Below are 18541 nucleotides of genomic sequence, written 5' to 3'. Positions count from 1 at the left end.
GTACAGGCGAAACCCCACGCCCGCACGGCCACCGCCGACGGGAATCACGGTCCGCTTTACCCCGGACGGACCGCTGGACCAGGTGCTCACCCCGATCGGCATATGTCAGCCTGCCATCCGGTGATTGGTGGGGCAAGAGTGTCTACTGGCCGGATCTCGCACTGGCAAGATTTGACTCCCCGGTGGCCGGTTCTCCGGCTTGCATGCTGGCCGGCCGTATGAACTGAGCCTTGTTTCAAGCCACTTGGAATACGGGACATTGACCTGGGTGGGGCGCGGTGATCGTCTTAGGGGGTTCGTGTCCTGAGGAGAGGAAGCAGCGCCGCGATGCTCAACACATCAGCACAGGGGCGGGCCTTGTCGTACCGGCCGGGCCTGGCGCTCGGGGTGCTGGCCGGGGCGCTCGCACTGGACCTCAGCGGGATGGCCGTACTGAACGCCGCCCTGCCGTCCGTCGGGGCCCGTTTCGATCTGCGCGACACCACGCTCCAGTGGGTCATGACGGCCTATTCGGTCACCTTCGCCGGCTTCCTGCTGGTGGGCGGCCGGCTGGCCGATGTGTTCGGCCGGCGCCGGGTCTTCGAGGCCGGGGTCGCCCTGTTCACCGTGGCCGCGCTGGCCGGGGCGCTGGCGCCGGACGGCGCGGTGCTGCTCGGCGCGCGGGCGGTCCAGGGCATCGGCGCGGCCCTGTCGGGCCCGGCGGCACTGGCCCTGCTGACCGAGGTGTTCCCGGAGGGCCCGAGCCGGGGCCGGGCGCTCGGCGTGTACGCGGCGGTCGGCGCGGCCAGCTTCAGCGGCGGGATGCTGCTGGGCGGCGTGCTGACCGAGTTCCTCGGCTGGCGGTCGGTGCTGTGGTTCTCGGTGCTGCTCGGCGCGATCGTGCTCGCGATCACCCGCTCCGGGCTGCCCGACGGGGCGGGCAGCAGGGTCCCGCTGGACATGGCCGGCGCCATATCCGGCACCCTCGGGCTCGCGCTGCTCGTCATCGGCGTGAGCCTCGGCGGGACCTGGGCCTGGGTGCTCATCGCCGCGGCGGTCGTCCTCCTGGTGCTCTTCGCCGTACACGAACACCGCACCCCCGGACCGCTGTTGCCGCTGGCCCTCTTCCGGATCTCCTCGGTACGGCTGGCCACCGCGGCGGCGTTCCTCCAGTACACGGCGTCGGTCGCGATCGTCTTCTTCGCGCCGCTGTATCTCCAGGGCATGCTGGGCTACTCACCGGTCGAATCCGGTCTCTCCCTGGTCCCGATGTCCCTGACGGTCTTCCTCACGGCCAACTTCGCCACCGGACGCCTGCTGGCCAGGTACAGCCCGCGCACCCTCATGGTCACCGGCCTGCTCCTGATCGGCGCGGGGACCGCCCTGTGGGTCACCACCCCGCCGCACGGCAGTTATCTCCTGCACGTCCTGCCCGGCCTGGTGATCAGCGGGTTCGGCCAGGGCCTCAACTTCCCCGCCATGACCACCTCCGGACTCTCCGACGTCCCCCCGGAGCAGCACGCCGTCGCCGGCGCGGTCAACGTCGTCGCCCAGCAGATCGGCTCCAGCGCGGGCGTCGCCGCCCTGGTCCTCCTCGCCGCGACCACCGACAACCGGCTCAGCGGCTACCACCTGGCCTACCTGGTGGCGGGCATCGCCTGCGCGCTCGGCGCCGTCGGCATCGCGCTGACACGCCGGCGGAGCTAGGGCCTCTCGTGAGGAGCAGGCCGGACCGGATCAGATCGGTGCAAACCATGTCGGGTCGGTCTTAATTGGGATAGAGAGGCCACGCGAGGGTCTTCGGCTGCCCTGTGAGAAACGTCGCGACGATTTCCAGGCATGGAGTGTGCGGACCGGGGTAGGGGCCGCCACGTGAACGCAGCGCCAACGATCCGCACGGCGCCCCGGCCCCGTACCGGTGGCCGATGGCCCGTGCCCGCCGAACCGATGGCCGCCGTCGCCGAGTTCGACGGGGACCTCGGATGCATTGCCGCGGCCCGGCACCGGGCGGCCCGGTTCCTGAGCCGTGCCCGGACCGAGCACGGCGTCGCGGTCTCCGCGCGCGCCCTCGACCTCACCCGGCTCGTGGTCAGCGAAATGGTCACCAACGCGTGCAAATACGCGCCCGGCCCCCTCCGCATGGACCTGCGGATCATCGGTGGCCCGACGGAAGACCCCCGGATCGAGATCTCGGTGTGGGACTCCGTTCCCATTCCCCCGGTGGTCCGGGCCGCGGAACCCCGCCGGGTGGGGCAGCACGGGCTGGAGATCGTCCTGGCGGTCGCCGAGTCGTTCGAGATCCGGCCCGAGCCGACGGGCAAGTGGGTCACCGTCCGGATCGCCCTCGCGGACAGCGAGGAGACCGGACCCGGAGAGGACGCCGACCGGCCGTGCGCGCGGACCCGGCGCCCCGGACCGCGGTGCCGTCAACGCGCCGACGGCCACCCGGAGACGCCTCGCGCCTCCGCGACCGCCGACCGCGACTGAGCCGCCGCGACCGGGACCAGGCCACCGCGACTGAGCCGCCGCGAGCGAGCCGTCGCTACGAGCGGCCGCGTCGCCCGGTCACACTCGCTGCCACCGCGCGCAGCACCACGAGAAGACCCCGAACGCCGCCAGGCCCAGCGCGATGAGGGCGAGCAGCCACGGCCCGGCCGGCAGATCGCGGAAGGAGCGCAGGGTGTTGTCGATGCCCTTCGCCTCACCGGCCCGGTGCCGGGCGGCCGCGACGATCGCGAACCCGCCCGCCACGGCGAAGACGACCCCCTGCGCCGTGCCGCCGACCACGCCGAAGAAGTCCGTCATCCGCCTGGCCGTGGCCGACATGGCCTCGACGCGCAGATCCTTGCGGAACTTCTTGCGCAGGGCCCGTATCGCCATCCACAGGCCGATGACCACCACGGCGGCGCCGCCGATGCCCACCAGCCACTGCCCGCCCGGCCACCGCAGGGCCATGGCCGTGACGTCCTGCGTGTTCCGGTCGGAGGACCCGCTGCCGCTGCCCCGGGAGCCGAGCGCGTAGGCCAGCACCGAGAAGGACAGGAAGACGTAGAAGGCGCACTGACCCGCCGCCCCCAGCCGCTTCGACGGCTTGCCCGCCCGCGCTCCCGTACCGCCGAGCACCGCCTCCGACAGCCGCCACAGCGCCATACCGGCGAGCGCGACGCCGACGACCCAGAGCAACGCCACCCCGAGCGGCCGGTCGGCCAGTTCCTCCAGGGCGCCGCCCCGGTCGGCCTGCTGCCGGCCGCCGTCGCCGCCGAAGGCGATCCGCAGCGCGATGACGCCCACCAGGACGTGGATCAGCCCACGGGCGGCGAAACCGGACCGGGCCGCCACCGTCATCGCCTTACCGTCCGCGGCTCTGCGTACCTCGCCGCGCCCTCTCGGTGCCCAGGACCGGGCCCATGACCGTGCATCCATAGTCCGCCGATGCCCCGCCGGCTCCGTCCGACACCTCGGCGGCCGTTCCCACCGCGAACCCGCCGCGGACGAGGTGTACGACGACCGGTCGGTGACGGCCGGTGGCGAGCGCGTGGAGGTGGCCGGAACGCTGGGGCAGGCGCGGCTGCCGGTCCGGCGGATCGCCCACCGGGAGCCCTCGTCGAAGGTGCCGAGGCGGCGGCCACACCCCGGCAGGGGCGCCCCTCATGCCTTCCGGTGTCACCGACACCTTCCGCGGCGGATCCCGGGTCGCCCGTGCCGGGCCGGTCACCCGTCGGACAACAGGTGCAGGCGCAGCGCGAGTTGCAGCTCCAGGGTCTGCTCGGGGGTGCTCCAGCCGGGGCCGAGGAGGGCGTGGACGCGGTCCAGTCGCTGGACGACCGTGTTCACATGGACGTGCAGCTCCTCCTTCGCCCGGGTGAGGCTGCCGCCGCAGCCGAAGTAGGCGCGCAGGGTGCGCACCAGCTGGGTGCCGCGCTGGGCGTCGTACTCCAGCAGGGGCCCGAGGGTGGCGGCGACGAAGCCGTCCACATCGTGGTCGTCGCCCAGCAGCACGCCCACGAAGCCGAGTTCGGCGGCGCGGGCGCCGCTTCCGTCCCGGCCGAGCACATGCATGGCCCGCAGGCAGCGCACCCCCTCGGCGTGCGCGTCGGCGATCGCCCGCGGTCCGGCGGCCGGTCCGGCACCGGCGACCGTGACCGCCGCCCCGGCCAGCCGCCCGAGCTGCCCGGCGGCGAGCCGGGCCGCCGCGCCCGGCCCTTCGTTCGGCGACCTCCCCCCTCTCGCGTGGCCCGCGGCCCCGAGCACCGTCCAGTCGCGCAGCGTCAGCCCGCCCTTGCCGCGTCAGGCTGAGTGAGCGACAGCCGCCAGGAGGGAGCAGATCCAGCAGCCCGGCACGGGAACAAAGACATTCGCCGGAGTCGTCAAGTGAGAGCGACCGGGGTTCATGGGGCAGGGCTTCTCCAGCGCATGGCGTGAAAAAGAGATCCATGCGCCGTCGTCGGACATCGCGCAGTAGCCGGTGTCACCAGTGGTACTCGGTCACGCCTCCGCCGGTGAGCGTGACAGTGCCGTGGGCGATGCCGTCGTCCTTCCAGACGGTGTAGGTGCCGGCGGGCAGGGGGTGGATGAGGACGCAGTGGATGGTGCGGTCGGCGACGTGGCGTGGGCGCACGGCAGCGTGGGTGCGCTGCTCGGGCCGGTCGAGGGGGCTGACGTGGATTTCGAGTCCGTCGTGTTCGGGGGCGGTGTGGATGATGAGCGCGGCGGTGTCCTCGCCGATGTCCAGGATGACGCTGCCCTGGGTGGAGGGGTGGGAGGTGTGCTGGTGCATGCGGGGCTCTCTTCGATCGGGGTAATGGCGGGGCTGCCGTTGCCGCAAGGGCGGCCCCGCCGGCGGAACGCGGTCAGGAGGCGGGGTGGTGGTAGCCGTCGTACGGGACGCCGAGGTAGGGGAAGGAGTCCAGGTAGGGGTTGGTGACGTCGGCCGGGGTGAGGCCGTCGGTCACCTTGGACGCCGCGGCGTCGGGGGTGTAGCTCTTGTCGACGAGCGGGAGGGTGGCGCCGGCCAGCGCGCGCAGTTCGACGGTGACGACGTCGTCGTAGACACGGCGTCCGTTGGGGAAGCCGGCCGGATCGCCGCCGACCAGGCCGAGGATGTTGGGCTTCCTGGCCGGGGGATGGCGGTGTTGAGGCGGATCATGTCCGCCTGGGTGGAGCCGGTGTAGTTCTGGAAGCCCGGTACGACTCCCTTGGGGATGCCGGTGAGCAGGATGGCGAGCAGGTCGGTGCGGGGCTTGTTGGACTTGTTGTAGGCGTCCAGGTGGGGGAAGACCCCGGGGTAGAGGACCGGCAGGAGCCTCGCCAGTTCGGGGTGGGCGACGTAGGTGGCGAAGCGTTTGTCGTCGGCCGGCGGCAGGGCGTTCCACTCGTCCTTGTGGCCGAGTGGAACCAGGACTTCGTTGAAGAGGGGGTTTCCGAGGCGGGAGACCTGGGTGTAGGGCCCGGTCTCGAGGTCCCGGCCGGGCTCGATGACTCGGGCGCGACGGCGGCTCGCGGATGTCCACACCCCGATGGTGGCGTGCGGGTCGGTGACGTCCCTGATCCGTCGCCCGTGGTGGGTGAGGTCGGTGACGGGCACCTGGATCGCCAGCGAGTGGACGTTGAGTTCCTTGGTGGTGTTGACGCCGTCGGCGGGCTGGGTGAAGACGCTCATCCCGAACTGGTTGTGCAGGTTCTGGAACGGGCGCAGGGTGCCGAGGTCGAAGATGGCGCCCAGGTCGACGTAGAAGCCCTCGGCGCGCTGTCCGGCGAACACGGTGCGGTGCTTGCCCAGGGTGTGGACCGCCTGCTGAGCCAGCCGCTGGTAGTTCGGGGTGGACAGCGGGCCGATGTTGCAGGGCGGGCAGGCCAGGTGACGGCCCAGAACCGAGCGCCGACCGCTGCTCTCGACCCGGGTGAGGGTGTAGGTCTGGTAGCGGTTCCAGTTCGGTGAGTCCAGGCTCAGGATCGGCCCGGTGTTGTACAGGAAGCTGTCCGGGTGCCGCAGCTTGGTGGTGAACTCGAACTGGTAGGTGACATCCGCGCGGCCGTCGCCGTCGTTGTCGATGTGGATCTCGTAGAGCACGTCGTCCCCGAACTCGTAGAAGTTCGGTCCGCCCGCGGGATCCTGCAGCGGAATGTAGTTGGCGATCAGCGTGACGGTTTCGGGGGCGTCGGGGCTGACGAAGGCGTAGACGTCGGTGCTGTCGGCGACCGGGTCCTTGGAGATCTCCGGGGCTTCACGGTGGGAGGACATCAAAACCTCACTTGCGTCGATGGGTGTGTTGCGCGGGCAACATCAGTTGCCGGGTGAATCGGGGTGGCGTCCGGTCAGCGCGTATGACGCAGCAGAGCCGCGGCCAACTCCCGGTCGACTACGCGGTGATGCCGCTCTCCGTGGAAGAAGTCCAGTTCGCCCTTCGAGGCGTCGCGCACGTGCACCACCAACGGCTCGTGCGAGCCGGCCGCCTCGGCCGGCACCTGGGCCACCGCTTCGTTCAGGCGCGGCGAAGCCGCCATGGCCGGCTCCGCAGCACCCAGGACCACACCCGCGGCGAGGCCCGCGAGGCCCAGCTGCGTCGCACCGCGCATCACCCCCCGGCGGTCGAGACCGGAAGGCGCTTCCTGCTGAGGCCGCTGCGAATCGTTCATGATCACTCCTGTTGACTGGGGACCGCGGGAAGAGACTCGCTTCAGGCAACCAGCAGGCCGATCAACGCAGAGAAGGATCGAACCAACGAGAAGTCACGGGTCACCTGTGGCGGGCGCTCCTGCGGCCTGAGCGAAGAGACCGAAGGCGCCGAAGAAGCGTCTGACGGCAGACGCTCAGGGCCTGTGGCAGAAGAGGCCGGCGCTTCGAACCGAATGAAACGCCCAGCATTTCCCTCCGTCAAGCCTGCCTCGCCGCAGCGTAGTTGACGCACGCCCTTGCGTATCGCTGTCACCGCAGCTCAAACCGCAAGCGGATCGACCGAACGAGGGAAATCCGCTTTCTCTCCCCAGTCGACCAAGCCGGCGCCGGACCTGCACCGGATTACTACCGGCAGAAAACGACAGAAGAAGGTGATCACTGAGCGACCGTCAGGTCTGGGCAGCGTGCAGCAGCACCTTTCACCAGCCGGAAACGCTGTGGGGTACCGCAGCGGTCAACACCTGGAACGCCCGCCGGGCGGCGGTATGCCGTCGTGGCTGGGCTGATGCGCGGAGTACGGCTACGACGGGCCGGCGGTCCGGCCTGGACAAAGCGACTGGTGGTGCCTGACTCCGAGACCCTGGCCCGCTCGAAGATGGCCGCGGACCGGCTCATCGCCCGGCGCGAGGTACACCCGCGGGAGAAGACGCTGTGGCGGATGCTCTACAAGACCGCCGCCCGCGCGGAGGAAGGCGTGGGAGATCCTGGTGACGGTCTCCCAGCACGCCAATATCAAACTACGGGACGTCGCCGAGGCGATCACCTCGGCCGCGGCCGGGAAGCCGATGCGGAACAGGTTCATGGACTCCAGCGGCATCAACATCCTGATCAGTGCCCACCGTGCTCTCACCGGGGCAGGCGGCTGGCTCCGCCTGGCAGCACTGTCGGCACCCGTCTTGCGCACGGTCCAGATCGTCGGCCTGGACACGGTCATCGACTGCCACCCCACTGTGGACCAGGCCCTGCGCCTCTGACGTCGACTGGCGCACCCGCTGGGCCTGGGGGCCAGGATCGGCGCGCTGGTCACCGAGGTGGAGTAATGCGATCAGTGACCTGGGATTGATGGGGGAGATGCCGGGCACAAGCTGGCCCGGAGGTTGATAATCATGGTTCCCCTGCTTCTCGTTCTTCTGCTCGCTCTGATTCTCTTCGGTGCCGGTTTCGCGCTCAAGGCCCTGTGGTTGATCGCCGTGATCGTGCTCGTCGTGTGGCTCGTCGGGTTCGTGGCCCGGCCCAAGGGCGGCAGCGCACGCTGGTATCGCTGGTAAGGCCGACTGCCGACGCCCGGCAGGAGTACCGCTGCGGGCCACACCCGAAAAGGGTGTGGCCCGCAGCGGTATGCCATGGCCGACCCACGACCGCTGCCGGCGCTTTCACTTCGGACGTTTTTCACGGACTCCTGCGTAATACACGGAACGTGGGTAGAGGAATACGCATATCGGGGCGGCTGTCGTGAGCGCACGGGAACCGCGCACCTCCAGACACGCCAGCCGCTCCGGTCTCGGGCCCTCGCTCGGACAACACGTGAGACGGCCCGAGAAAAGCGCGGCATGACCACCCCGGCCGCCGGCGGCAGCATTCCTCGCCCGGTCCGGCGCCATCGTCGCCGCGCGAACTCACCCGAACTCGTCGGGCGCGTCCAGGCCGTGGCGTTCGACACGGACACCGGCCGCCCGGACGTCGCCCCGCCCCGGCAGTCGGCACGAAGCTGTACTGGAGCACACCGCGGCTGATCGCGGCCGCCAACAGAAGGTGCGCGGTGCGAAGGTCCGCACACCGCATGTCCTGCGCCCGCATCCAGGAAGGCCATCTCCACCAGGGCGACCGCCGCCCGGCCGGCAGCCGACCGCGCCCGCGGCGCCGGTGGAGCGCCGCACCCCGTCGGCGGCGTCGTCCCGCGCCCGGCGGGGGTAGCTCCCTGGCACCCGGGTAGTGACGGTTGTCCGCCACGTCGTCCCCGCGCCCGCGGTAGCTCGTCGTTGGCCCGGGCGACGAAGACGCGCCGGGAACAGACCCGCATCATCGCGGTCGCCAACACCGGCCGGCCGCACGATCGTCCAGACGCTGCGGATCCTGGCACCCGAGCGCTGCCCACCGCCGAACTTCCTCATGCCGGCCCGGAAGCCGCAGTCGCGCCTTCCGGGCCGGTGCGCGTTCGGGAGAACGCCTCGGACGGCTACCGCCGTACGCTCGCCACGCACCAGGAGGTGGCCCGGCCGTCCCGCGTGGACCCGGGCATCGCGGAGGCGGTAGAGCGGCGGACCCCCCGATGCGTGGAGCTGAGCCACCGCTCTTCGGTCGTAACACCCCCGCGTCGACGGGGAGGACGGACATGGAGAGGCGCCGCGTCGGTTCGCGTGGCTGGCAGGCGGGCTGATTCTGCTGTTCGTGGCGCGGGCGGTGTGGGTGTTCTCGGCGACGGGCGGGTTGATCGCGGCCGTGGTCACGCTGCTGACTACCCCGGCTGAGCCCGAACGCAGCGCCCCTGCACCGGATCACGTCGGGGCGAGGCCGTCGTCACGCGGTGGCGGTCAGCAGAGTTTGCTGCGCCCGCCTCCCGGCGCCGCGGCGGCCCGCCTCCCGTGCGCGGGTCGGCGTACCGTGGCCGGCGCGGCTCGCCTTCCAGCCCGCCCGCTCGCCGGGCCAGCTCACCGAGTTTTTCCTCCGGCAGGCCGGACATTGCCACGGCCTCACGGCAGTTACCGAACCGAGTGATCAAGTACGACGCACCGTTCGGCGGCACACGTTAAAGACCAAGCTGGAGACTGTCCCATAGTTCCTTGAGGTCGAGCGGTGGCAGTTGTGACAGCTCGGCGTTGGCGGCGCTCATGGCGGTGCCGTAGCGTGAGGTGCCGAGGACGGCCGTCATGGCGTCGGCGATCTCGTCGCGCGTCGCCGTGAGGTCCAGTGCACTGCCGAGGCCGCGCCGGGCGAACGCGACGGTGTTGTCGGGCTGGTCGGCGAGAACGCCCATGCCCAGGACGGGTGTTGCGCCCTGCACCGCGTCGAGCAGGGATGCCCGGCCTCCGTGCGTCACGAAGAGGTCGGCACGGCGCAGGAGCGCGGGCTGCGGGACGTGCTCGACGACCTTGATGCGGGGGTCCGCGCTCCGAAGGTGCTCCGCGAGATCGCCCGCGGACACGATCGCGTCGCAGTCGATTCCGGAGAGTGCGGCCATGATCTCCCGGTATGCGCTCCCCACGACGTCACGGAGCCCGGACATCGCGGTGGTCAAGGTTCCGAGGCTCACATAGATGAGCGGGCGGGAGGAGGGGGAGTGGTCCAGCCACTCGGGGAGGGCGGTCCGGAATTCCGCGACGGTGCGTCGGACCGCGCGCGCCGAGGGCGGGGGCGGTCCGTAGAACCACTCGACCGGCGCGGGGGTGAGCATCGGGGGGAGCGTGGGTGTGTCCTGCTCGTGCTGTTTGTAGAGGGGAGTCAGCGCGGGTGCGATGTCGGTGTCCCAGAGGTCCAGGAGCACAGGGCCGAGGCCGTTGTCCGCTGCGAGCAGGGGCAACCCCAATACCTTGGCCGCGAGGTGTGCGCCGAGATCGCTGCACTCGGCGATCACCAGATCGGGCCGCGTCCGTGTCCACGCGGTGAGCAGGTCATGGGCCTTCGCCTCGGCCTGTTCGGGCCAGACGTGGCCGAAGACGTACCGGTTGAAGGGTGCGTTTCCGGCCCCCTTCCAGATCTCGCTCGCCGCCTGCTGAACGACGGGATCGCAGGTCCAGTTCGTTCCGGCGCGGTGGAATTCCACTCCGCGCCGCCGGGCTTCCCGGCGGAACATGAGAGGGGCGTGGAGCGCGACATGGTGGCCCTGCTCAAGGGCCGGGCAGGTGACGTAATCCAGCGCGGACACATGCGAAGGTATCGGCTCGGCGGTGACTGCTATTTGTAAGGCCACGAATACTCCAGGGCTTTCATCGATGTAGGACGTAATTTGACCATGAAGGGATGCGTCAGGAGTCCTGGGCTTCCGGGAGACGCGAGGCCAGGTGGCCCGGAGTATGACCGGGAGCCTGGCCTGGCACATGTGCAGGGCGGTCTGCACCCTTCCGGCAACAGCGCCTTCTCGGTCATCGCGGAACGACACCGGCGTCAACGGTCCGTCTGGGCTTGCTGTGCACGGCGCGAGGGTGCCTTTGAGAGCGTCCAAGATCGATCTGTGACGAATGACCTGGACGCCCCGCTGACGGCGCTGTACGTGAAGATCGACGATGAGACCGGAGATACCCGGTGGCTGGGGCGCCCTTTGCGGTTGACGGACTCCGAACTCGTCTGCCTTGCCGTCGCCCAGGCGAAGCTGGGCTTCGACTCGGAGTCCAGGTGGCGCGGTTCGCCTCCTCCCGCCTCGGCGCGATGTTCCCCTGCGTTCCGAAGCAGCCGGGCTGGAACAAGCGGCTGAGGGCTGCTTTGCCGCCGGTCAGACGGGTGATACGGCTCCTCGCGACGGACACCGACTTCTGGTTCGACAACCACTGGATCATTGACTCGACCCCGGTCGAGTGCGGCCGCTCGCGGCCCACGGTGAAGCGGTCGGACCTGGCCGGCTGGGCCGGGTATGGATACTGCGCCAGCCACTCCCGGTTCTTCTGGGGCCTGCGGCTGTACCTGGTGTGCACCCCGACGGGCATGCCGGTGCTGTGGGCCCTGGCGAACCCGAAGCTGGACGAGCGCGAGGTGCTGACGGCGATGCTGGACCGCGAGCCGGACGCGGTAACCGACCGGCCCGGGCTGCTGCTGATCGCGGACAAGGGCTTTGCTTCCAAGGATTTCGAGGCCGATCTGGCCTTGCGTGGGGCGGAGTTGCTGCGGCCGTCGTTCAAGCGGGAAAAACGCCGCAAGGGCGAGTCCTTGCTGAAGTCGGTGCGGCAGCTGATCGAGTCAGCGAACGACACTCTCAAGGGCCGGCTCGACCTGGAACAGCACGTCGGCCGGACCTTCGAGGGCGTCGCCGCCCGCGTCGCCCAGCGCGTCCTCGCGCTGGCTGCGGCCGATCTGGCACAACCACAAGACCACGGAGCCGGTCATGCGATCCCTGATCATCTGCGACCACTGATCACATACGAGAAGGGTCTGGGCAACGGCAACTGGCAGCTGGTGAACCGCATGAGCGGATGGTGCCTGGACAGCAACGCCGGCGGCGACGTGTACACGCTGCCCTGTAACGGCGGCCAGCACCAGGTCTGGCGGTAACCCCGGAACGGCCAACGACGAGGGACGGGTCGAGGACGGCGCCCTCAACGCCCGCGCCTACATTTACGACGCCGTGAGCCACGCTCCCGCTCCCTGCGAATCCGGGCCTTCGCGGTCTCAAGAGTTATGGGGTCAGCTTTGAGTCCAGCCACCATGCCGACGTGCGGAAGGGCGGTTCAGGGCGATTTGGCGGTGCGGTGCTGACTCCCGTGCTGACTGCACTCCGCCTGACTCGGACGTCTTGAGGCTGATCGGCGCAGGGCCGTTGCGCGCCGGACGGCGCGGGCCGCGCCGAAGAGCAGAAAAAGTCCCAGTGGGCTCCGACCGCTGACGGGCGCCCCTTTTCCTCCTTGTACGCCACTGCGACTCCAGGCAGGCCCTGTTGCCGACGAGGGGCGACAACCTGGCGGTTCACGTTCGCCTGCAAAAAGTGGGCACCGACGACCACCTGGCAAGCCCGGTGCCGCCGGTTCACCGGCCACCCAGCCCCAGACCTGCGTAAACCGTAGTGTCCTCTGGTAACTCCTGGGCTACGCGCTGGCCTCACCGGTGATCGCCCCGGCCGGTGGAGGGGCTTCGTGTGTGCGGGGCGACTGGCCGGCCGGATCACGCATGAGTTAGGTTAGGCTTACCTTACTTCGCCTGGTCCTGGAGGGCCCGGATGCGTCATACCCTCAGTCCTGCCCCCGCGCCGACGGCCGCCGAGCGTGTCCGGTCGATCCTGGCCGCCGCCCACTCGATGACCGTGGTCAGCGACGGCCGCCACCATGAGATCCGCCGACTCGACGGCACCGGCGCGATGGGGCACTTCCATCTGCACGCCGCCTGGGAGGGCGACGGCACCCCGTCGCCCGTACGGGTCCCGGTCCGTCTGGAACTCACCGACATAGCGCCCACGCCGGTACGCGAGCGGCTGCGCGCCCGCGTCACCCTGACCGGGGTGCTGCGCGCGCCGTGCGACCCGGACGCCACCGACAGCACGTGCATGGAGTTCGGGCAGGGCGTCCTGGAGGAATCCGGCGGACGCGCCTACGTGACCCTCCAGGAACTGGAGGCGGCCGAACTCGATCCGCTGGCCACCGGTGAGGCGGGCATCCTGACCCACCTCGTGGACGACCACGCCGACCTCGTGCCCCGGCTGCTGCGGCTCGTGCGGCCGCGTCCGGAGCCCGGCGTGACGAAGGTGGTCCCGGTGGCCATCGACCGCTACGGCCTGACCCTGCGTCTGGAACACCGGCGCACCCACCACGACGCCCGCATCCCGTTCCGCACCCCCGTGCGCGACCTCGACCACGTCGGACCGCAGATCCACGCCCTGCTGTCGGCGGCGCGCCGCCTCTCCCACAGCGGCCACCTGCTGGCCTGAGCCGAAAGGCGAGACATGACATCCTCAAGCGTCCTGCCGTACCCGATGCCCGACGCGGCGTCGCTGCCGGACGGCGGCCCCTCGCGGAGCATCGACCCGTCGCGTGCCGCACTCGTCGTGCAGCACATGCAGGAGCACGTCCTGCGGGCCCTGCGGGAGACCGCCCCGGTCGCGCAACTCCTCGACAACATCGGCCGGTTGACCGAGACCGCCCGCTGCTCCGGCGTGCCCGTCGTGTATGTGACGCGCATTCCGGGGGCGCGGTCGGCCGGGGGAGAGGGGCCGGCGCGGGGCATGCCCACCGAGGCGGACGCCCACGCCGTCGTGGACGTGCTGCGGCCGGAGGCGGGCGACACGGTCCTGACGGCCAGGCGGTACAGCGCGTTCGCCGGCACCCGGCTGCGCTCGCGGCTGAAGGAACTCGGGCGGGACCAGGTGCTGGTCGTGGGCGCGGCGGCGCACACCGATGTCCTGCTCACCGCGGCCGACGCCTGGATGCAGGACCTCGAGGCGTTCGTCGTCGCCGACGCCGTGGCCGACCGCACGGCCGACGACCACACCATGGCCGTCCGCTGGCTGGCCGCCACCTGCGCGACCGTCACCCTCACCGAGTCCGTACGCGCGGAACTCCGCGACAGGACCGCGGACACCATGGCGCTCTGAGCACACCGCGGACACCATGGCGATCTGACGGAGCATGCCGCGGACACCATGGGGCTTTGGGCACGCCGCGGACCCGCCGGGGTGGCGGACCGCCCGATGGCCAACGGCCGTTCGGCCCACCACAGTTCATCTCTCGCCTGCCCGCAGCCGTGGGTAGGGCGAGGCCACGTTTCTCGCCGGTCGTTCGGCCAAGAGCCGCCCGGCGTCCTCCAGGGAGGCTTCATGACCGACTTCGCTCTCGTACTCGACCGGGTGCGGCTCGGCGCCGGCGGCCCGCTCAGCCGGGTCCGCGTGGCTGACGGCACCGTCACCCATGTCGTCACCGACGCGGAGTACGGCGACAGGGCGGCCCCCGACGGCCGCGAGCGGGTCGTGGACCTCGACGGGCGCGTACTGCTGCCGGGGCTGTGGGACGCGCACGTCCACCTGGCGGAGTGGGCGAACGCCCGGCACCGCCTGGACCTGGCCGGCACCGGATCCGCACGGGCGGTCGCCGACCTGGTGCGGCGGCAGACCGGCGGGCCCCGCGACACGGTCCTGTTCGGGTACGGCTTCCGGGACGGTCTGTGGTCCGACGCCCCGCACAAGGACCTGCTCGACGCGGTACTCCCGGACCGGCCGGTGGCCCTGGTCAGCGCCGATCTGCACGCCGTGTGGCTCAACTCCGCCGCCTTGGCGCTCGTCGGCCGGGGCGAGCACCCCACCGGGCTGCTGCGCGAGCACGAGACCCACGAGGCGCTGTCCGCCCTGCCCAAGGCGGCCGTCGAGGCGGTCGACGACCGGATCGCCGAGGCATGCCGGGCCGCCGCCGCGCGCGGGGTGACCGGTGTCATCGACTTCCAGTACGGCGACACCGTCGGAGACTGGGAACGGCGTACGGCGCACACCGCGCCCGCCGTGCGCGTGGCGGCGGCCGTCTACCCGAGCCGTCTCGACGCGGCCATCGCCCGGGGCCTGCGCACCGGCAGCGGGGTCGGCCGCCACCCCGGGCTGGTACGGGTGGGTCCCCTCAAGCTGTTCACCGACGGCTCGCTCAACACCCGTACCGCCCTGTGCCACGACCCCTATCCGGGCCTGGAGGGCGGCGAGGGCGCGCACGGCATCGGGGAGACGGCCCCCGAGGAGCTGGTACGGCTGATGCGCCACGCCGCCGCGCACGGCATCGAGCCCGCCGTGCACGCCATCGGGGACCGCGCCAACACCGTGGCCCTGGACGCCTTCGCGGCCGTACGCTGCCGCGGCCGGATCGAGCACGCGCAGCTGCTGAGCCCCGAAGACCTGCCGCGTTTCGCTCAGTTGGGGGTCACGGCCGGAGTGCAGCCCCGGCACGCCACCGACGACCGGGACGTGGCCGACCGGCACTGGGCCGGGCGCACCGGCCGGGCCTTCGCGTACGCCGCCCTGCACGCGGCCGGCGCCCGGCTGGAGTTCGGCTCGGACGCCCCGGTGTCCCCGCTGGACCCCTGGCTCGCCGTCGCGGCGGCCGTCAGCCGTACCGACGACGAACGTCCCGCCTGGCACCCGGAACAGCGGCTGTCCGTACCCGACGCGCTGGTGGCGGCGGCCCGTGGACGCCGGCTGGTCCGGGTCGGGGACCCGGCCGACCTGGTCGTCGTGGACGTGGACCCGCTGAAGGCCGACGCCGCCACGCTGCGGGCGATGCCGGTGCACGCCACGATGACCGGCGGACGCTGGACCCACGGCCCCTACGGGACGGTCTGATCCGGCGGCGGACCCAACGGGCTCGCCCGGGCGGTCAGTTCTTCCGGGACACCTCCAGGCCGCCGTGCCCGGGGAGCGTGACGGAGGTGAACGGCCCGGCGGGGTCGCGGACATGGGCGAGGTAGTCGGCGTACTGGCGGCGCCCGCTGACCACGTTGTCGCAGACGACCAGCGCGCCGGGACGCAGCAGCGGTGTGACGATCCGGAGCGCGGGCAGTGCCATGGGGATCCAGATGTCGACCAGCATGAAGTCGATGGGGCCCAGCACGGTGGTCAGCGTCTCGCGCAGGTCGCCGACGAGGATGTCGACATGCTCGGACACTCCCGCGGCGGCGATGTTGGCACGGGCCTCGGCGACCTTGCCGGGCTCGTGCTCCGTGCCGAACACCTTGGCGTCGGACAGGCCGCCGCCCTGGGCCGCCAGGGACGTGCCGTCGGTGACGTTGTCGCGGACCGCCGCGGCGAGGTAGATCGTGGACACGCCGTAGGAGGTGCCGGCCTCGACGACCCGGCGGGCGCCGATCGCGCGGCACAACTGATAGCACAGGGCGGCCTTGTGCGGGTCGAGGGCGACCAGTTTGTCGGCCAGCCACGCCTTGCCGTCCGCCGACTGCGTGGGGTCCCACGAGCCCTCGCGCAGCCGGCTGGTGACGGCGTGGGCCAGGACCGGCGCGAACGCGGTGCGGGTCTGGCGGCGGCTGCGGGCGTGCAGCCGGTCGGCCACCGCGCGGGCTCGGTCGTCCAGCGGCGACGGGGCGTACGCGGCGGTTCGTGCGGTTCGGTCGGTCATCGGGGCACCTCCGGTGCGGGGTCAGCCGTTTCGGTCGTCGCGTACGGGCGTCTTCGGCTCGGGGGCGTCCGGCTGCCGGACGAGCCGGGCGATCTGAGCCACGACGAGGTCGGGCTCGGTCAGCGGGACGTAGTGGCCCGAGCGTTCGGCGATCACATGGCGGCCCCCGGCTGAACCGGCGGCCCGGCGGGCGTGCGAGGCGTTCGCGGCGGCACGGATCGAGCGGCTCATGCCGTTGCCCGCGCGGGCGCCGGACACGACGGTGAGCGCGATGTCCCCGGTGTCGGGCGGGGTGTCGCGCCAGGCGGCGAGTTCGTCGAGGAAGGTGCGGTTGGTCTCGGCCCAGGCGGACATCGCCCCCGCCGTGAACGCCTCCCGCCGCATCGCCGCGCGCACATCCTCGGGGACCGCCCTGAGCAGGGGCTTGTGCAGCAGGTGCAGCAGATCGAGGCGGGCGAGCAGTCTGTAGGCGCGGGGCACGATCCGGCTCATCCGGCGGAAGCCCGGGGTGAACAGCACATCGGCGCCCTCGTCGGTGGGTTCGACCAGGACGAGGCCGGTGATCCGGTCGGGGCGGTCGGCCGCGGCCCGGCGCACGATCGGGCCGCCGGCGCTGTGCCCGACGAGGACGAACGGGCCGGGTCCGAAGTGGTCGAGCAGATCGCCCAGGTCGTCGGCCATCCGCGTGAGCGTCCGCCCCGCCCGGTCCGGCGCACTGCGGCCGAGCCCGGCCCGGTCGTAGACAACGGCCCGGGCGAACCGGGCGACCGCGGGCTGAACCCGGGCCCAGGAGGAACGGTCGGCCGCCACCCCCGCCTCGAACACGACCGTCGGCGGCGGCCGGCCGGGAGGCGGCGGCCCGGCGCCCGGCTCGCGGACGTCGAGGACCATCGCGTGCAGTCGTCGTCCGTCACGGGTGGGCACCCATACGGACCCGCCCTGGGTGTACGGCCGAGTCATCCGTTTCCCCCTTAGCCGTCGGCACCACGAGGCCGACACGGAAGTAACTTAGGTAAACCTAACTTACGACTCGGCCGGAGCGGTACCCTCGACTTCGACGGCGGGGGCGGCTGACGGGTATCCGGGCCTCAGAAGTCCGCCGCGTCGGGCAGAAAGGCCGTCAGCAGGGCCTTGAGCGCCGTCGCGTAGGTGTCGCGGCCCTGCCGCAGCTCCGCCTCGCGGACCCGGGCGAGCGCCGGAAGCTCGGCGGGGTCCACCGAGTCGAGGGCCTGCCGGCGCTGGCTCGGCTGGGGCGGCGGGGTGAGCGGGTGCTCGTTGAGCAGTTCGCCGGTGGTGAGGTGCCAGCAGGCGTGGTAGGCGGTGGAGGCCCGGCGCTCGGTGAGGCCCGCCGCGAGGAAGTCGGCCAGGCAGGCGTCGCTGAACGGGAAGGCGTTGCGGGCGACGAGTTCGCCGCGGATCAGGATGTGCAGCACCCAGATGTGCTCGGCCATGTAGTCGTGCGCGGTGGTCAGCCGGTTGAACAGCCGCTGCGCGGGTGACGCGCCGGGCACCTGCACGGGCAGCCGGGACGCGATGTCCTCCAGGATCGCCAGCAGCAGCGCGTCACGGTCGGCGACGTGCCGGTACAGCGACGCGGCGGCGGTGCCCAGTTCGGCCGCCACCGCCCGCATGGTGAGCGCGTCCAGCCCCTCGCGCTCGATCAGCTCCCGGCCCGCCCGCGCGACGGCCTCGGGTGTCAGCCCCGGCCTCGGCTGCGACCTGGGCACCCCGCGCCGTCGGCGTGCCGGGTCGGGGTCGGCGGTCTGCGGAGGGCGGTACATGCCGTCATCCTCCCACTTCCCGCACGCGGCCGAAGTGGAAGTTAGGCATGCCTTACGCATACATTGTTCGCGTCGTCGCGCGGCAGAGTTCCGCGCCGAGCAACGGGAGCAGTGCGCCATGACCGAGACGCCGGCCGGGACCGCACCCGGCACCGCAGCCGACACGGGATCCGATCCGGGATCAGACACGGGACCCGACCGGGCGTCGGGCCCCCGGTGCTCCCCGGCCTGGTCCTCGCCACCGCCGGCTTCTGCGCCGCTGCTGCCGTCGTCGCCGCCGTCTTCGCGCCCGGAGCCCGCCGGGACGAGCCCCCGGTGCTCCCCGGAGCAGCGGGGGAGCGGGACCACGCCCCCGCCTGACCATC

Annotated in this window: 16 protein-coding genes and 4 pseudogenes; 10 read left to right on the top strand and 10 right to left on the bottom strand. The window is 71.6% G+C overall.

Going from position 1 to position 18541, the window contains the following annotated elements:
• Positions 1 to 327 precede the first annotated feature (327 nt).
• Positions 328 to 1686, top strand: coding sequence for an MFS transporter (locus tag GHR20_RS04505; protein ID WP_153812313.1), 1359 nt, complete (start codon positions 328 to 330; stop codon positions 1684 to 1686).
• A gap of 225 nt (positions 1687 to 1911) precedes the next feature.
• Positions 1912 to 2466, top strand: a complete 555-nt coding sequence (locus GHR20_RS04500) for an ATP-binding protein (protein WP_343335992.1) — start codon at positions 1912 to 1914, stop codon at positions 2464 to 2466.
• A gap of 78 nt (positions 2467 to 2544) precedes the next feature.
• Here the strand turns inward: GHR20_RS04500 and GHR20_RS04495 are convergent, their stop codons facing one another.
• From GHR20_RS04495 to GHR20_RS04475, 5 genes and pseudogenes are all read right to left on the bottom strand, one after another.
• Positions 2545 to 3324 (bottom strand): DUF1206 domain-containing protein, encoded by a 780-nt coding sequence (locus tag GHR20_RS04495; protein WP_153812312.1) that lies wholly within the window; start codon positions 3322 to 3324, stop codon positions 2545 to 2547.
• 366 nt (positions 3325 to 3690) lie between these two features.
• Positions 3691 to 4179, bottom strand: a pseudogene (locus tag GHR20_RS04490) (helix-turn-helix domain-containing protein); the annotation flags it as partial.
• 268 nt (positions 4180 to 4447) lie between these two features.
• Positions 4448 to 4756 (bottom strand): phospholipase, encoded by a 309-nt coding sequence (locus GHR20_RS04485; protein WP_153812311.1) that lies wholly within the window; start codon positions 4754 to 4756, stop codon positions 4448 to 4450.
• Positions 4757 to 4829: 73 nt separating this feature from the next.
• Positions 4830 to 6220, bottom strand: a pseudogene (locus GHR20_RS04480) (DUF4331 domain-containing protein).
• A 74-nt stretch (positions 6221 to 6294) separates the two neighbouring features.
• On the bottom strand, positions 6295 to 6615 hold the full coding sequence (locus GHR20_RS04475; RefSeq protein WP_111584289.1) for a hypothetical protein: 321 nt from the start codon (positions 6613 to 6615) through the stop codon (positions 6295 to 6297).
• 469 nt (positions 6616 to 7084) lie between these two features.
• On the opposite strand from GHR20_RS04475, the pseudogene GHR20_RS37290 reads away from it, so the two are divergent.
• The 3 genes and pseudogenes from GHR20_RS37290 to GHR20_RS04460 all read left to right on the top strand — a co-directional run.
• A pseudogene (locus tag GHR20_RS37290) lies at positions 7085 to 7346 on the top strand (site-specific integrase); the annotation flags it as partial.
• A gap of 16 nt (positions 7347 to 7362) precedes the next feature.
• Positions 7363 to 7629, top strand: a complete 267-nt coding sequence (locus GHR20_RS04465; protein ID WP_243877931.1) for an STAS domain-containing protein — start codon at positions 7363 to 7365, stop codon at positions 7627 to 7629.
• A 132-nt stretch (positions 7630 to 7761) separates the two neighbouring features.
• On the top strand, positions 7762 to 7923 hold the full coding sequence (locus GHR20_RS04460) for a hydrophobic protein (RefSeq protein ID WP_111584290.1): 162 nt from the start codon (positions 7762 to 7764) through the stop codon (positions 7921 to 7923).
• 1249 nt (positions 7924 to 9172) lie between these two features.
• Here the strand turns inward: GHR20_RS04460 and GHR20_RS38085 are convergent.
• Complete coding sequence (locus GHR20_RS38085; RefSeq protein ID WP_275549593.1) at positions 9173 to 9307, bottom strand: hypothetical protein; 135 nt, start codon at positions 9305 to 9307, stop codon at positions 9173 to 9175.
• A gap of 94 nt (positions 9308 to 9401) precedes the next feature.
• Positions 9402 to 10517, bottom strand: coding sequence for a glycosyltransferase (locus GHR20_RS04455; RefSeq protein WP_243877930.1), 1116 nt, complete (start codon positions 10515 to 10517; stop codon positions 9402 to 9404).
• A gap of 330 nt (positions 10518 to 10847) precedes the next feature.
• Between GHR20_RS04455 and GHR20_RS04450 the strand changes: the two are divergent.
• From GHR20_RS04450 to GHR20_RS04435, 4 genes and pseudogenes are all read left to right on the top strand, one after another.
• A pseudogene (locus GHR20_RS04450) lies at positions 10848 to 11717 on the top strand (IS982 family transposase).
• Positions 11718 to 12515: 798 nt separating this feature from the next.
• Positions 12516 to 13220, top strand: a complete 705-nt coding sequence (locus tag GHR20_RS04445) for a DUF2470 domain-containing protein (RefSeq protein WP_153812309.1) — start codon at positions 12516 to 12518, stop codon at positions 13218 to 13220.
• Positions 13221 to 13235: 15 nt separating this feature from the next.
• Positions 13236 to 13883: an isochorismatase family protein gene (locus tag GHR20_RS04440; protein ID WP_153812308.1), complete on the top strand. Its 648-nt coding sequence runs from the start codon at positions 13236 to 13238 to the stop codon at positions 13881 to 13883.
• Positions 13884 to 14105: 222 nt separating this feature from the next.
• A complete protein-coding gene (locus GHR20_RS04435) occupies positions 14106 to 15605 on the top strand; it encodes an amidohydrolase family protein (RefSeq protein WP_153812307.1) in 1500 nt (499 codons plus the stop codon).
• 34 nt (positions 15606 to 15639) lie between these two features.
• On the opposite strand, the gene GHR20_RS04430 is transcribed toward GHR20_RS04435, so the two are convergent.
• The 3 genes from GHR20_RS04430 to GHR20_RS04420 all read right to left on the bottom strand — a co-directional run bounded on the left by GHR20_RS04430 (position 15640) and on the right by GHR20_RS04420 (position 18176).
• The gene (locus GHR20_RS04430) at positions 15640 to 16395 is read right to left on the bottom strand and encodes a class I SAM-dependent methyltransferase (RefSeq protein ID WP_153812306.1); all 756 of its coding nucleotides are present in this window, start codon (positions 16393 to 16395) and stop codon (positions 15640 to 15642) included.
• A 21-nt stretch (positions 16396 to 16416) separates the two neighbouring features.
• Entirely contained in the window at positions 16417 to 17355 is a 939-nt protein-coding gene (locus GHR20_RS04425; RefSeq protein ID WP_153812305.1) for an alpha/beta hydrolase, read from the bottom strand.
• A 128-nt stretch (positions 17356 to 17483) separates the two neighbouring features.
• The gene (locus GHR20_RS04420; RefSeq protein WP_161214934.1) at positions 17484 to 18176 is read right to left on the bottom strand and encodes a helix-turn-helix domain-containing protein; all 693 of its coding nucleotides are present in this window, start codon (positions 18174 to 18176) and stop codon (positions 17484 to 17486) included.
• A gap of 216 nt (positions 18177 to 18392) precedes the next feature.
• On the opposite strand from GHR20_RS04420, the gene GHR20_RS04415 reads away from it, so the two are divergent.
• Positions 18393 to 18536: a hypothetical protein gene (locus tag GHR20_RS04415; RefSeq protein WP_153812303.1), complete on the top strand. Its 144-nt coding sequence runs from the start codon at positions 18393 to 18395 to the stop codon at positions 18534 to 18536.
• The last annotated feature ends 5 nt before the right edge of the window (positions 18537 to 18541 follow it).

The organism is Streptomyces sp. SUK 48, from assembly GCF_009650765.1.
GTDB lineage: Bacteria > Actinomycetota > Actinomycetes > Streptomycetales > Streptomycetaceae > Streptomyces.
This window is presented reverse-complemented; position numbering and strand designations above follow the sequence as displayed.